Genomic DNA, 13332 nt, shown 5'->3' with positions numbered 1-13332 from the left:
GGGCCATTGCCCGGTTTTTTTATTGCCCGCGGATCAGCCGCAGGCCTGGTGCTCGCGGCAGATCAGTTCGGCATCGGCATCGCTCAACGGCTCCCCGGTTAGACCGCAGAAGGGCGAACCCGCACGCCGTTGATGGAACCGGCAGGACCGACAAAGGCCGAAACCAGGCACATCCTCCTGACGCTGGATGACGACCAGAAGATCACGCAACAAGCCTTGCAAGTGTTCACCCTTCTCGCCCAGTGCCGTGACGGCCTGCTCGAGGAACTGCGGCGGAATCACCGCCTCGATCAGCGAGCGCCCCGCATCGGTCAGCCGCAGATGAACGCTGCGCCGATCCCGCGCATCCGGCACCTTGCTGATCAGCCCCCTCCCTTCCAGCACCTTGAGCGATTGCGACACTGTGCCCTTGGTCAAGCCGAGGTATTCGGTCACGCCCAGCGGAGTATCCGAATAGCGATTACAACGCGCCAGGTAATGCAAGGCGCTCAATTGCACCGGCTGCAGCTCAGCCACCAGCGGCTGCTCGCGGGACCAGGCACGCATCAGGCTGGTCAGTCTTTCCAGGTAATCGTAAAGGGCGATGGCGGACACGGGATACCTCCTTGCCAATATAGTATCGACTAAAAACATGTTTGACAAAGAGGCCGCCTCCTGTTTAGGCTAAAAAAGTATCGTATCGATACTAAATTCCTACAGGAGAATCAGCATGACCAAAGCCATCTACTATCACGCCGGCTGCGCAATCTGTGTCGAGGCCGAACGTTCCTTGCTGCCATTGCTCGATCGCAAGCAGGTGGACATCGAAGTGGTCCATCTCGCCGAACAATCGGCACGCATCGCCGAGGCGGAAAAGGCCGGGGTCAAGTCGGTTCCTGCCCTGGTTGTCGACGGACAGGTACTGCACCTTAACTTCGGTGCGACACTCAGCGACCTGAAATAAGGAGAACGGCCATGGAGGTGAAGATCTTCGACACCCATGTGCGAACCCGCGACGGCCGCTACCTGCACTTCGATGTCCTGGTCACGGAGGAGCTGGGGGCTCGCGCCGGCGAGTTCGCTCGACGCTGGCTCGCCGGAAGAGGCATAGACGAGGCCGATATCAGCCAGGGGCATTGCAGCTACTGCCATAGCGAGATTGCGACAGCAGAGGTTGCCGAAGCCATTCGGCTCCATGGCCATTACATCCTTCCCCTGGAAGGCTGTTGAGGCCAATGGACAGCTACCACCCGATCGCCTGCGATCTCCATGACTACCTGGAGATCGCCTGCCTCTACCGCTACCGGTTGCTCCTCGAACTCGAGGACGGTGTTCGCTTCGAAGCCGAGGCGCGCACGACGCATACCCGGGCCGTTCGGCCAGGCGGCGGCAAGGAGGAATACCTTGAGGTGGCCGTCGAAGGAGCGACTCTGCTGCTGCGCCTGGATCGCCTGTTGGCGATTACCGCCCTCACGGAAGCAGCCTTGTTCGGCCGTATACGCCTGAGGGAAGAGGCCTGTTCCAGAGCATCCGGCATGCCATCTTCACACCTTGGAAACTGAAAAGGTTTTTCTCAATTCCAGGGCTATTTGATTAGCCTGCTATTGAAATAGGCTGGATTTGCCTTGATGCAGATCAACCCTGGAGCAGAAAAGATGAGTGTGACAGTGACCGAGCGTGACGATGACCACAAATCCCGCGAACTGCGTGCGCTTGGCCGCCGCTGCTGGGACGTGCATCAGCAGGGACTGCTGGTTGGCGTCTTCCATAACGAGGATGACGCCCACGCCTATCGGATCAAGCTGGAGAAAGAAGAAGAACTGCGGCAGATAGGTAAATCGGCCTGAACCATGCGCCCCCGCGTATTTCGGGGGCGCACCTTTGGTCTCAGGTCCCGGAAAGGCTCCGGTCGAGACTGACGACTCCCGGCGGCAGGCTATTTTCCTGTACCCGTTGCCGTGGGGCACGCAACATCGCCCGAACCAGAGCCACCAGCACGCCGAGCGCCAGCCCACCCAGGAGGCCCAAGGCCACCACCAAGGCCTTGCGCGGCTTGATCGGTTTCAGAGGGGTCGAAGCCTTCTGGTCGATCCGCACCAGTTCGATCTTCGGCTCGCTCGCCTTCAGAGTCTTGAGGCGTGCCTGCTCTCCACGCAGCTTGTCGATGTTTTCGAAGAAGCGCTCCTCGCCCTTTCGAGCCTGCAGGTATTGCACTTCACGGTTGTTTTCCAACTGCTTCAGCTCCTGCTGGATCTTCGCCACGCGGGGCTCGGTGAAGTCATCGCCCTTGCGTTTGAGCAAGGTATCGCGCTCGGCGGTCAAGGCATCGACCCCCATGAAATACAGGGGAATCTGCTGGTTATTCACCTCGGTGCGGAAAACGCTGCGCGAGCCATCCTGCCCGACCTCTCCCAGTGCGCCCGGGGTCGTCGGCTTGACGATCCCCAGCCGGGTGGCGATCTGGATAGCCTCGTTGAGCTGCTGGATACGCGAATCGCGCACCATCTTCAGCCGCCCGCGCAACGCCTTGAGTTCATCCTCCAGGCCAGCCCGCCGGATGCTGTCCGCTTCCAGCAACCGGGCGATCTTGCCTTCCTTGGTAGCCTGGTAACTGGCACGCTTGCCTTCGATATCCTGCTCGAGGAATTGCAGGCGACCGTCGATACGCGCCTGGAGGTCGTCCAGGATTCGCTGACGCTCGTTCTCGATGGTCGAAGCGAGCATGCCGTTGAGAATGGCGGCACCATCCATGCCCTGGGGATACTGCATGGACAAGCGGAAGAAAGGCGCCGCCTGGGGGTCCTTCTTCAAGTCCGCCTGCTGCATGCTGAAGGCATCCTGATTGAACTTCCAGAAAGCCTGCTCGGGGGACAGACCCTCGGCGTTCAATTGCTGAAATAGCTCTGGATGGGTTTCGAAATACTCCAGCCTGCCGGAGTAGGCTGCCAACTCGTTGCCGACGCGATCCAGCGCTTCCCGCGGAGTCAGGGCATAAAGCCCCTTGACATTGACAGCCTCCAGGGCCTTGGTCTGGATCGGCCGCAACAGGACATCCACCTGGTAGGTCGGAACGGCCAACAGCGCGTAGGCGAGCGCAGCGGCGGTCGCCAAGGCCGCGATCAGCGCTATCAGCCATTTCGACGCCCACAATTGCTGGAACAGTTGAACGATATCGATCTCCGAGGGCGAAGCCCCCGGAAGCTGTGAGGAAGGCATACCAACGTCCTTTTCGATAGGCGGCTAGCCCACAGATGCACGCAAAGGCATCTGTAGGATATTTCTGAGGAAAGGCATTATGCTATCGAAACGAAATCATCGGTAGTTATTTTAGAACTGCTTCGCATTCCAGAGTTGGTAGTTGACCGGCATCCGTTCCGGTCAAGCGACGATCCGGATGCGGACCTCACCACATGAGATCGTCGGGCACCACATAGTCCTTGTAGGGATCGTCTTCGTCCGGCTCCTGGCTCTGTACGTTGAGCAGCACCACCCGCCGCGGATCGCGCTCCTGGATCTTCACCGCCGCATCCCGGGGCACGATCTCGTAGCGCCCGTCATAGCTGACGATAGCCAGGCTGCCTCGGCTCAGCTTGTCACGGATCAGGTCGTTGACCGCGATCCGCTTCACCTTCTTGGCGTCGACGAAGTTGTAGTAATCGTCGCTTTCCAGCTTGGGCAGGCGCGTCCCTTCGATCAGTTGCTTGATCTGCGCCGCCTTGGCCTTCTTCTCGGCTTTTTCCTGCTGCTGGCGGTTCAATTCCTGGTCGCGCGCCAGCTTTTCCGCCTTGGCCTGCTCCGCCGCCTGGCGCTGGGAGTCGTCCTTTTCGACCTGGTTCTTGTGCTCCAGGCGCTGCTGTTTCTGTTTCTGCTTGCTGGCCTGCTTGGCCTGTTTCTCATTGACCAAGCCGGCTTTCAGCAACTGGTCACGCAATGACATGCTCATTCGTCAACGACTCGCTCGCGTGGCACGCCCGGTGGGGTGCGGCATAATCTTCCAGCCGACTGGGGTTCAGCCGGCCCTCGCAGGGGGTATAATCCTCCAGCCTCAGCCGCCTCAACGCAAGTCTCGGCGGCTCGCAAACTGCCACGCATGCCCTGGAGACCCCTCCCTACCGTCCCGAGCACCCGCAGGCACTCCTCCCGGCCCCTGATATCGAAGGCATGGAAAGCAAGGCATGAGCGTTTCTCTCCTGGTAAAAGTCACTCTGGTAGGCCTGTTCGTCGCCAGCGTCCTGTTTGTCCATTTCCGTGGGCGCGCACGCTTGCCCTTCCTGCGTCAACTGGTCAACCACTCCGCCTGGTTCGCCCCCTACAACTCGCTGATGTACCTGTTCTCCAGTGTCCCCTCGAAGCCCTATCTGGATCGCAGCCGTTTTCCGGAGCTGGACGAACTGAAGAACAATTGGCAAACCATCCGCGAAGAAGCCCTCAATCTGTTCGACGAGGGTTATATCCGGGCTGCCCTGAACAACAACGAAGCCGGCTTCGGCTCGTTCTTCAAGAAAGGCTGGAAGCGCTTCTACCTGACCTGGTACGACGGCCCGCTGCCCTCCGCCCAGCAGCTCTGCCCGAAGACCGTAGAGCTGGTGAGCCGTATCCCCAACGTCAAGGGCGCGATGTTCACCCTGCTTCCCGGCGGCAGCCACCTGAATCCGCACCGCGACCCCTTCGGCGGCTCGCTGCGCTATCACCTCGGCCTGTCCACGCCGAATTCGGACAACTGCCGCATCTACGTCGACGGCCAGCCCTACGCGTGGCGTGATGGCGAAGACGTGATGTTCGACGAAACCTTCGTCCACTGGGTGAAGAACGAGACCGAGCAGACCCGGGTGATTCTCTTCTGCGATATCGAGCGGCCGCTCCGTTCCCGCCTGCTGACCCGCCTCAATCGCTGGATCAGCGGCATTCTCGGGCGTGCGACCGCACCGCAGAACGTCGAAGGCGAACGCGTCGGCAGCATCAACCAGGCCTACTCGGTCGCCATTCGCGGCGGCAATGCCATCGGCGCCCAGGTGAAGCGCTTCAAACGCGCCTACCCGAAGGCCTACCGAGTCCTCCGCCCGGTGCTGGCGGTGATCCTGCTGGTCATCCTCTATCGTTGGATCTTCGGCTGATTCAGATGCCGTGGCAGCCCGGCTGCCACGGTAATTTTCCCCATCAACAGCCGGGCGCCCTCCTCTCCGCTTTCTTAGCCTCGCCCCAGAGGCTGTCCAGTTCCTCCAGCGAACATTCTTCGGCTTTCCGCCCGGCTTCGCGCAGGCTCCGCTCGATGAATCGGAATCGCCGCTCGAACTTGCCGTTGGCCTGGCGCAGAGCAGCCTCCGGATCGACCTTGAGATGCCGGGCCAGGTTGACCACGACGAACAGCAGGTCGCCAACCTCCTCGCCCACAGCGCCTTCGTCACCCTCTGCCATCGCCTCGAGGACTTCGTCCAGCTCCTCGCGAACCTTGTCCACCACCGGCAGCGCTTCCGGCCAGTCGAAGCCGACCTGCGCCGCGCGCTTCTGCAGCTTCGCCGCCCGTGACAACGCCGGCAGGGCGACAGGAACGTCATCCAGCAGCGACAACTGCTGCGGCTCCTTGGCCTTGGCGGCACGCTCCTCGGCCTTCAGTTCTTCCCAGCGCTGCTTGACCGCCGCTTCGGCGAGCTTCGCCGCATCGGGCTTGCCATAGAGATCGCCATCGAGGAATACGTGGGGGTGTCGACGGATCAGTTTGCGGGTGATGCCGTCCACCACCTCGTCGAAAGCGAAGCGATCCTCTTCGCGAGCCAACTGGCTGTAATAAACCACCTGGAACAGCAGGTCGCCCAGTTCCTCGCGCAATTGCGGGAAATCCCCCTGCTCTATGGCGTCCGCTACTTCGTAGGCTTCTTCCAGGGTGTGCGGGACGATGGTCGCGTAGCTCTGCTGGAGATCCCAGGGGCAGCCGAATTCGGGATCGCGCAGGCGCGCCATGAGGTGGAGCAGGTCGTCGAGTCGGTACATGGGTATCTCGGGTCATCAGTGAACGGTCCGGGCATTCTGCCCTTTCCGGAAACGAAAAGGCCACGGGCAGCCCGCAAGCGCCCGTGGCCTGTTTTCACCTTGCCTCAAGGCGTACGGTTGCGCCGCGCCTCGATGATGTTGGGCAGTTGCGAAACGCGCGCCAGCAGGCGTCCAAGAGCGTCCAGACCGGGAATCTCGATGGTCAGTTGCATGGTCGCGGTGTTGTCTTCCTTGTTCGAACGGGTATTCACCGCCAGAACGTTGATCCGTTCGTTGAGCAGCACCTGGGACACATCGCGCAACAGGCCAGAACGATCATAGGCACGGATCGCGATATCCACCGGATAGGTGCGAACCGGTTCCGGCCCCCAGCTGACCTGGATCATCCGCTCCGGTTCGCGTCCCGCCAGTTGCAGCGCGGTGGCGCAATCCTGGCGGTGGATGGTGACCCCACGGCCCAGCGTGATGTAGCCGACGATGGGATCTCCCGGCAGCGGCTGGCAGCAGCCGGCCATCTGCGTCAGGAGGTTGCCGACACCCTGGATCTGCACGTCGCCGCGCTTGCCGTGGCCGATCTTGCTCGGCTTGCGCGGGATCAGTTCGAGTTGCTCGCTGTCGCGGTCCGGCTCGACCAGTTGCTGGGCATAGTTGACCAGGTGTGCCAGGCGCAGGTCGCCGGCGCCGAGAGCGGCGAACATATCCTCGGCGGTACGCACGTTGGCCTTCTCCGCCAGCCGGTCGAAATCCACCGGCGGCAGCGCCAGGCGCGACAGCTCGCGTTCGATCAGGGCCTTGCCGGCAGCGACGTTCTGGTCCCGCGCCTGCAGCTTGAACCAGTGGACGATCTTCGCCCGCGCCCGAGAGGTGGTGACGTAGCCCAGGTTGCTGTTCAGCCAGTCGCGGCTCGGACCGCTGTGCTTGCCGGTGATGATCTCGACCTGCTCGCCGGTCTGCAGGCTGTAGTTCAGCGGCACGATGCGTCCGTTGATCTTCGCCCCACGGCAGTTGTGCCCGACTTCAGTGTGGACCCGATAGGCGAAATCCAGCGGGGTCGCGCCCTTGGGCAGGTCGATGGCATGGCCGTCGGGAGTGAAGACGTAGACCCTGTCCGGCTCGATATCGACCCGCAGTTGCTCCGCCAGGCCACCGATGTCGCCCAGTTCCTCGTGCCATTCGAGCACCTGGCGCAGCCAGGAGATCTTTTCCTCGTAATGGTTGGAGCTGGCCTTGACGTCGGTCCCCTTGTAGCGCCAGTGCGCGCAGACCCCGAGCTCCGCCTCTTCGTGCATGGAGTGGGTACGGATCTGTACTTCCAGCACCTTGCCCTCGGGACCGATCACTGCGGTATGCAGCGAGCGATAGCCGTTTTCCTTGGGGTTGGCGATGTAGTCGTCGAATTCCTTGGGAATGTGCCGCCAGAGGGTATGCACGATGCCCAGCGCGGTGTAGCAGTCGCGCATCTCCGGAACGAGCACGCGCACGGCGCGAACGTCGTAGATCTGGCTGAAGTCCAGGCCCTTGCGCTGCATCTTGCGCCAGATCGAATAGATGTGTTTCGCCCGCCCGCTGAGATCGGCCTGTACGCCGGTGGCCGCGAGAGCTTCCTTCAACTGGCTCATCACGTTGGCGATGTACTGCTCGCGATCCAGCCGGCGCTCATGCAGCAGTTTGGCGATCTGCTTGTACTGGTCGGGCTCGAGGTAGCGGAAGGACAGGTCCTCCAGCTCCCACTTGATATGCCCGATGCCCAGGCGGTGGGCCAGCGGCGCGTAGATATCGAAGACTTCCCGGGCGACGCGGTGGCGCTTTTCCTCGTCGGCGTTCTTCACCGCGCGAATGGCGCAGGTGCGCTCGGCCAGCTTGATCAGGGCGACGCGCACGTCGTCGACCATCGCCACCAGCATCTTGCGCAGGTTCTCCACCTGCGCCTGGGTACCCAGCACCATGGAATGGCGCGGATTGAGGCTGGCGCTGATCGCGGCCATGCGCAGCACGCCCTCGATCAGCTTGGCCACCACCGGTCCGAAATGCTTGTTGACCGCTTCCAGGGTGATCTTGCCTTCCCGCACGCCTCGATAGATGACCGCGGCGACCAGGGACTCCTGATCCAGCTTGAGGTCCGCGAGGATCTCGGCGATTTCCAGTCCGGTCTGGAAGCTGGACGTGCCTTCTGCCCAGGAGTTCTGTGCGGCGATCGCTCGCTGCTCGGATTCGCGAGCGAACTCGCAAGCCTCCAGCAAGCCCTGACGATCGAGCCCGGGGACGAGGTTCTGGACGTGGTCCAGCCAGGCCTCGAGGTTGATACTGCCGTCGGTGTTGACCGGCTGGTGCGCTCTCACCTGTACCATCTTGCCTACCCTTTACCACGGTGCGCGTAGCCCACCGATGACTGCGCCAGCCTTCGAACGGGCTGGTCGGATTACGCAGGCATCCTAGCCTGCCTCGAACAAAGCCATGGCCTCGACATGTGCGGTCTGCGGAAACATATCGAGGATTCCGGCGCGCTTCAGACGATAGCCCTGCCTGGCCATTTCGCCAGCATCGCGCGCCAGGGTCGCCGGATTGCAGGATACATAGACTACCCTCCGGGCACCCAGAGAACTCATTTCGCGTACCGCCTCGAACGCGCCGTCGCGCGGCGGATCGAGCAGCACAGCGGTAAAACCTTGCTCCGCCCAGGACGCTTCGGCAAGCGCTTTGGACAGGTCGGCCTGGAAAAAGTGCGCGTTGCCAAGGCCATTGGCCAGCGCGTTGGCGCTTGCCCGCTCGACCATCGCCGCCACGCCCTCCACCCCGACTACCCGCGCCACCCGGCGCGCCAGCGGCAGGGAGAAATTGCCCAGCCCGCAGAACAGGTCGAGGACCCGCTCGTCGGCGGTCGGTGCCAGCCAGTCAAGGGCCTGGCGGATCATCGACTCGTTCACCGGCGCATTGACCTGGACGAAGTCTCCGGGTCGGTACGCCAGAGTCAGTTGCCAGTCGCCCAAGGAGTAGCCCAGTTCGGCGGCCGGCTCCACCGGCAAGGGCTCTCCCGCGCCTTGCAGCCAGAGCTGGGCCTGGTGTGCGGAACAGAAAGCGGCCAGGCGCTGGCGATCCTCGTCGGCCAGGGCAGTCGTATGCCGCAACAGCAATGCACTGGCCGTGCCATGGAAGAGTTCCACGTGGCCGATGCTTTCCGGCTTGCGGAAGTCCTGCAGAAGAGCAGGCAGGGCACGGGCAATCGTTTGCAAAGGCGGCACCAGGACCAGGCACTCATCGAAGGCGACGATCTCCTGGCTGGCCGAGGCACGGAAGCCGACATCCAGACGCCGCGCCCTGGCATCCCAGCGCACGGCGATCCGGGCGCGGCGCCGATAGCCGAATTCGGGCCCGACCAGGGGGGCGGCCCATTCTTCCGGCTCGATCCCGGCGAAACGCTGCAACTGCTCCTGCAAGGTACGCTGCTTCAGCGCCAACTGCTCGCCGTGTTCCAGGTGCTGCAGGGTGCAGCCGCCGCAGCGACCCGCTACAGTGCAGGGCTCGCGGCGACGCAGGTCGCTACTGCTGAACAGGCGCTCGCTGCGCGCGTCGACCACCTTGCTTCGCGCGCCCAGCACCCGGGCCTCAAGTTCCTCGCCAGGCAGCCCGCCGCTGACGAACCAGGTCATCCCCGCCTCGTGGGCGATACCTCGGCCGTCATGGGCCAGGCGCTCGATGGTCAGGCGCTGTTTCTTGCCTACCGGTATCGCGGGGCCACGCGCACCACCGCTGGGCTGGAAGCGCAGCCCGCCCTTATTTCTGGCCATGGATATGCTCAGCGCGGGTCATAGACGCCGGAAGACAGGTAGCGGTCGCCGCGGTCGCAGATGATCGCCACCAGCACGGCATTCTCCAGTTCGCGGGACAGGCGCAGCATCGCCGCCACCGCTCCGCCGGAGGACACCCCGCAGAAGATGCCTTCCTCGCGGGCCAGCCGGCGCATGATGTCCTCGGCTTCGTCCTGGTGCATGTCGACGACCCGGTCGACGCGACTGGCGTCATAGATCTTCGGCAGGTATTCCTGCGGCCAGCGTCGGATTCCCGGGATGGCCGAGCCCTCCATGGGTTGCAGGCCGACGATCTGCACCGCCGGGTTCTGCTCCTTGAGGTAGCGCGATACGCCCATGATGGTCCCGGTGGTGCCCATGGAACTGACGAAATGGGTGATGCTGCCGCCGGTCTGCTGCCAGATTTCCGGGCCGGTGCTGTGGTAATGGGCTTCCGGGTTGTCGCCATTGGCGAACTGGTCGAGAACCTTGCCGCGGCCTTCGCGCTGCAGCTTGTCGGCCAGATCGCGCGCGCCCTCCATGCCCTCTTCCTTGCTCACCAGAATGAGCTCGGCACCATAGGCGGTCATCGCCGCCTTGCGCTCGGCCGTGGAGTTGTCCGGCATGATCAGGATCATCTTGTAGCCCTTGATCGCCGCCGCCATGGCCAGGGCGATGCCGGTATTGCCGGAAGTAGCCTCGATCAGCGTATCGCCGGGACGGATGTCGCCGCGCAGTTCGGCACGGGTGATCATCGACAGGGCCGGGCGGTCCTTCACCGATCCCGCCGGGTTGTTGCCTTCGAGCTTCACCAGCAGGGTATTGGAGGTTTCCCCGGGAAGGCGCTGCAGACGCACCAGAGGGGTATTGCCAACGCAGTCGGCGATAGTCGGGTACTGCACGGTCATGGAGGCACTCGTTCGGCACTGACGGTAAAGGCTGAGCATGATACCGGGAAACTGGGGCCGGACCCTAGCACCGCAATATCCGGTCATGCATGCCGATTCAGCCGAAAGACCGCCCGAAACGGCATGCGATGCGATGACCAGAGGCGTCCGAAGAGAAAACCTGGCGTTGGACAGCCGAAGCCTGACCAACGCCAAAGAAAGGTCCGACAGGCGTTGCGCCTGTCGGTGAAAGCGCGTCGGGCGCGGCGATCAGAACGAGGTGGTCATCGAAACGTAGTAGGCGCGACCCGGCTCGTTATAGGTCGCCGCCCCGGCGTCGAAGGAGTTGCCCTGGCGGTACAGGCGCTTGTCGAAGAGGTTGCTTACCCCGCCCCGTACACTCAGGTTCTCGCTGAAGGTGTAGCCGGCGCTGACGCCCCAGATGCCATAGGTACCCACCTCTTTTCGCGAGACCACCGGCGTGTTGCGGCTGGTGCCATGCTTCGGCGGTTCCTGGCGGCCATAGATGGTGCTGGTCAACTGGGTGGAAAGACGCTCGCTGGCCTGCCAGTCCAGGGTCGAGTTCAGGGTGTACTCGGGGATCACCGAAAGCGGGTTGCCGGTGTCCTTGTCCTTGGATTGCAGCATATAGGTCAGGTTGGTACTCCAGCTCAGGTCCTCGTGCAGGGGGACCAGCAGGTTGCCTTCCAGGCCCTCGACCACCGCCTTCTTCGCGTTGCTCCATTGCAGGATGTTGTTACCGGTCCCGGTCTGCCCCATGACATCCAGCGGCGCGACGATCTTGTTCTTGTAGTCGTTGCGGAAGTAGGTGAGCCCGGCGACCCAGCCATCGCGCCGGAACTCGATGCCCAGTTCCTTGTTGACACTGGTCTCGGCGTCCAGGTTCTCGTTGCCGACCAGGTAGCAGCCGCCGCTGCTGGTCTGGATCGGGCAGCCGTTGCCACGGGTATAGAGCAGGTAGTTCGGGTTGCTCTGGTACAGGTTGGGCGCCTTGAAGGCCCGTGCGATACCGGCCTTGACCGTGAAGTATTCGCCGAGCGCCTGGGAAGCGTTCAGGCTCGGGCTCCAGTTCAGGCCGAAGTCGCTGTGATCGTCCAGGCGCAGCCCGGGGGTGAGCATGGTGCCGGGACGCAGTTCGATATTGTCCTCCACGTACAGCGCGCGGATCTCCGCCTTGCTTTTCGGGCTTCGCGAGCCGGCCGCGGGGGTCCCCGGCAAGCTATCGCTACCCACGAAGCCCTGCTTGAGCGAGGACGGGTCGTTGAGGGTTTCCTTGTTCCACTCCGCGCCCACCGTCAGCACCTGCTCGAACAAGGCATGCAACGGAAGGTTGAGTTCGCCGCTGAGGCGATAGTTCTCCAGCTTGCTGGTGCTGAACGAACGGTCGGCGCCGATCTGCCCCTCGACGGAACCGGCCAGCCCCTCCTCGAGACGGTTGTTGCGGGTGGAGTCGTACTGGGCGACGAACCTGGAAGTACCGAACGCCCAGGTCCCGTTGTGGGTGATGGCGTAGTTCTCGCGATACATGCGGTTGGTCTCCGCACCGTCGTCGGCGAGTCCCTGGGTATTGGCGGTGCCGTTGTTGTTCTGGGTATCGCCGGCATAGATGTTGCCCTGTCGGCTGAAGCCCGCTTCGAAATCGACGACCTGGTCGGGGGTCACCTGCCACGACAGCATCCCGCTGAGATCGCGATTGCGTACCCCTTCGCGTCCGGCCACGGTACGGCTCGGGTTGACGGTGTGTCCGAGGTTGATGTCGGTATCGTCCGAATCGGTCTTGTTCGCACTGCCGTACGCGCGGAAGCTCAAGGCTTCGGTCAGCGGCCCGCTGAGGCTGAAGTTGGCGCGGCGCGTGGCGCCATCCTTGGAGCTTTCCGGAATGTTGGTGAACACCGTCATGGAGCCACGCAAACGATCGGTCGGGCGCTTGGTGATGATGTTGACTACCCCGCCCGCCGCACCGGAACCGTAGCGTGCCGCCGCGGGCCCACGAAGGACCTCGATGCGCTCGACCTCCTCCGGCGGTACCCAGTTGCTGTCGCCGCGGGTGTCGCGTTCGCCGCGCCAGCCGTAGCGCACCGAGTTGCGCGAGCTGACCGGCTTGCCGTCGACCAGGATCAGGGTGTTCTCCGGCCCCATGCCGCGGATGTCGATCTGCCGGTTGTTGCCGCGCTGGCCGCTGGAACTGTTGCCGGTGAGGTTGACCCCGGGCATGGTGCGGATGATCTCGGAGAGATCGTTCACCGGCGGGCGCTTCCTGATGTCCTCGGCGGTGATGATGGATACCCCCGGTGCCTGCTTGAGCTCCTGTTCGGCGGTGCCCAGCACCACCTCGTCACCCAGCTGGACCACCGATTCGGCACGTTCGTCCAGTTCTTCCAGGCGCTCGTCCTCGGCCAGGGCCTGCCCGCCCAGCAGGCTCGATGAAGCGAAAAGGACGGCAGCGGCGAGATGGCCGCGACGGAATTGGGGGTACATGCGTGACTACTCCTGTCGAGGGAAAACGGGTAGCAGGCGAGCCACGAGGGATACGTTGACGTTTTTTCTGAAGCCTGGGTCGCCGGCGTTGCGCGGGTGACGTCTCGGCACGGGCAGGACAGGGCGCAGACCCGGAACAAGGCCGGCCGAGGAGATCGGCACGGATGATAATCATTCACAAAAGAGAGTAAAGA

The 13332-nt window shown here is 63.0% G+C and carries 13 protein-coding genes; 5 read left to right on the top strand and 8 right to left on the bottom strand.

The features are described 5' to 3' along the window. Nucleotides 1–33 precede the first annotated feature (33 nt). Nucleotides 34–594, bottom strand: coding sequence for a MarR family winged helix-turn-helix transcriptional regulator (locus HMPREF2886_RS11230; RefSeq protein WP_033971116.1), 561 nt, complete (start codon nt 592–594; stop codon nt 34–36). Between the two features lie 115 nt (nt 595–709). Between HMPREF2886_RS11230 and HMPREF2886_RS11225 the strand changes: the two genes are divergently transcribed. The 4 genes from HMPREF2886_RS11225 (at nt 710) to HMPREF2886_RS11210 (ending at nt 1826) form a co-directional block, all read left to right on the top strand. Then, complete coding sequence (locus HMPREF2886_RS11225; RefSeq protein ID WP_033976584.1) at nt 710–943, top strand: glutaredoxin family protein; 234 nt, start codon at nt 710–712, stop codon at nt 941–943. Nucleotides 944–954: 11 nt separating this feature from the next. Next, complete coding sequence (locus HMPREF2886_RS11220; protein ID WP_003086057.1) at nt 955–1209, top strand: DUF2024 family protein; 255 nt, start codon at nt 955–957, stop codon at nt 1207–1209. Between the two features lie 5 nt (nt 1210–1214). Further along, nucleotides 1215–1541 (top strand): Rho-binding antiterminator, encoded by a 327-nt coding sequence (locus HMPREF2886_RS11215; protein WP_003117105.1) that lies wholly within the window; start codon nt 1215–1217, stop codon nt 1539–1541. Between the two features lie 93 nt (nt 1542–1634). Then, the gene (locus HMPREF2886_RS11210) at nt 1635–1826 is read left to right on the top strand and encodes a hypothetical protein (RefSeq protein ID WP_003454532.1); all 192 of its coding nucleotides are present in this window, start codon (nt 1635–1637) and stop codon (nt 1824–1826) included. Between the two features lie 40 nt (nt 1827–1866). On the opposite strand, the gene HMPREF2886_RS11205 is transcribed toward HMPREF2886_RS11210, so the two are convergent. Continuing rightward, on the bottom strand, nt 1867–3195 hold the full coding sequence (locus HMPREF2886_RS11205; RefSeq protein ID WP_070747362.1) for a Wzz/FepE/Etk N-terminal domain-containing protein: 1329 nt from the start codon (nt 3193–3195) through the stop codon (nt 1867–1869). Between the two features lie 187 nt (nt 3196–3382). Further along, on the bottom strand, nt 3383–3922 hold the full coding sequence (locus HMPREF2886_RS11200) for a DUF2058 domain-containing protein (RefSeq protein ID WP_033971121.1): 540 nt from the start codon (nt 3920–3922) through the stop codon (nt 3383–3385). Between the two features lie 232 nt (nt 3923–4154). On the opposite strand from HMPREF2886_RS11200, the gene lpxO2 reads away from it, so the two are divergent. Beyond that, nucleotides 4155–5093, top strand: coding sequence for a lipid A hydroxylase LpxO2 (lpxO2, locus tag HMPREF2886_RS11195; protein WP_003140793.1), 939 nt, complete (start codon nt 4155–4157; stop codon nt 5091–5093). A gap of 43 nt (nt 5094–5136) precedes the next feature. Here lpxO2 and mazG read toward each other — a convergent pair whose 3' ends face one another. From mazG to pirA, 5 genes are all read right to left on the bottom strand, one after another. Then, nucleotides 5137–5967 carry a nucleoside triphosphate pyrophosphohydrolase gene (gene mazG, locus HMPREF2886_RS11190; protein ID WP_033971122.1) on the bottom strand — a complete coding sequence of 277 codons (831 nt, stop codon included), beginning with the start codon at nt 5965–5967 and terminating at the stop codon, nt 5137–5139. Nucleotides 5968–6071: 104 nt separating this feature from the next. After that, a complete protein-coding gene (gene relA / locus HMPREF2886_RS11185) occupies nt 6072–8315 on the bottom strand; it encodes a GTP diphosphokinase (RefSeq protein WP_003086042.1) in 2244 nt (747 codons plus the stop codon). A gap of 84 nt (nt 8316–8399) precedes the next feature. Continuing rightward, complete coding sequence (rlmD, locus tag HMPREF2886_RS11180; RefSeq protein ID WP_042164240.1) at nt 8400–9752, bottom strand: 23S rRNA (uracil(1939)-C(5))-methyltransferase RlmD; 1353 nt, start codon at nt 9750–9752, stop codon at nt 8400–8402. A gap of 8 nt (nt 9753–9760) precedes the next feature. Next, nucleotides 9761–10660, bottom strand: coding sequence for a cysteine synthase B (gene cysM, locus HMPREF2886_RS11175; protein ID WP_003102419.1), 900 nt, complete (start codon nt 10658–10660; stop codon nt 9761–9763). A 249-nt stretch (nt 10661–10909) separates the two neighbouring features. After that, on the bottom strand, nt 10910–13138 hold the full coding sequence (gene pirA / locus HMPREF2886_RS11170; RefSeq protein WP_042164238.1) for a TonB-dependent siderophore receptor PirA: 2229 nt from the start codon (nt 13136–13138) through the stop codon (nt 10910–10912). Between the last annotated feature and the right edge of the window lie 194 nt (nt 13139–13332).

It is taken from the genome of Pseudomonas sp. HMSC066A08 (genome assembly GCF_001813025.1).
GTDB classification, from domain to species: Bacteria; Pseudomonadota; Gammaproteobacteria; order Pseudomonadales; family Pseudomonadaceae; genus Pseudomonas; species Pseudomonas aeruginosa.
Note: the sequence above shows the minus strand (reverse complement) of the source record. Positions and strands in the feature narration are given on the sequence as shown.

Coding starts and splice junctions, on each gene's coding strand:
- HMPREF2886_RS11225 (WP_033976584.1), top strand. CDS start 710: ATGACCAAAGCCATCTACTATCACGCCGGCTGCGCAATCTGTGTCGAG.
- HMPREF2886_RS11220 (WP_003086057.1), top strand. CDS start 955: ATGGAGGTGAAGATCTTCGACACCCATGTGCGAACCCGCGACGGCCGC.
- HMPREF2886_RS11215 (WP_003117105.1), top strand. CDS start 1,215: ATGGACAGCTACCACCCGATCGCCTGCGATCTCCATGACTACCTGGAG.
- HMPREF2886_RS11210 (WP_003454532.1), top strand. CDS start 1,635: ATGAGTGTGACAGTGACCGAGCGTGACGATGACCACAAATCCCGCGAA.
- HMPREF2886_RS11205 (WP_070747362.1), bottom strand. CDS start 3,195: ATGCCTTCCTCACAGCTTCCGGGGGCTTCGCCCTCGGAGATCGATATC.
- HMPREF2886_RS11200 (WP_033971121.1), bottom strand. CDS start 3,922: ATGAGCATGTCATTGCGTGACCAGTTGCTGAAAGCCGGCTTGGTCAAT.
- lpxO2 (WP_003140793.1), top strand. CDS start 4,155: ATGAGCGTTTCTCTCCTGGTAAAAGTCACTCTGGTAGGCCTGTTCGTC.
- mazG (WP_033971122.1), bottom strand. CDS start 5,967: ATGTACCGACTCGACGACCTGCTCCACCTCATGGCGCGCCTGCGCGAT.
- relA (WP_003086042.1), bottom strand. CDS start 8,315: ATGGTACAGGTGAGAGCGCACCAGCCGGTCAACACCGACGGCAGTATC.
- rlmD (WP_042164240.1), bottom strand. CDS start 9,752: ATGGCCAGAAATAAGGGCGGGCTGCGCTTCCAGCCCAGCGGTGGTGCG.
- cysM (WP_003102419.1), bottom strand. CDS start 10,660: ATGACCGTGCAGTACCCGACTATCGCCGACTGCGTTGGCAATACCCCT.
- pirA (WP_042164238.1), bottom strand. CDS start 13,138: ATGTACCCCCAATTCCGTCGCGGCCATCTCGCCGCTGCCGTCCTTTTC.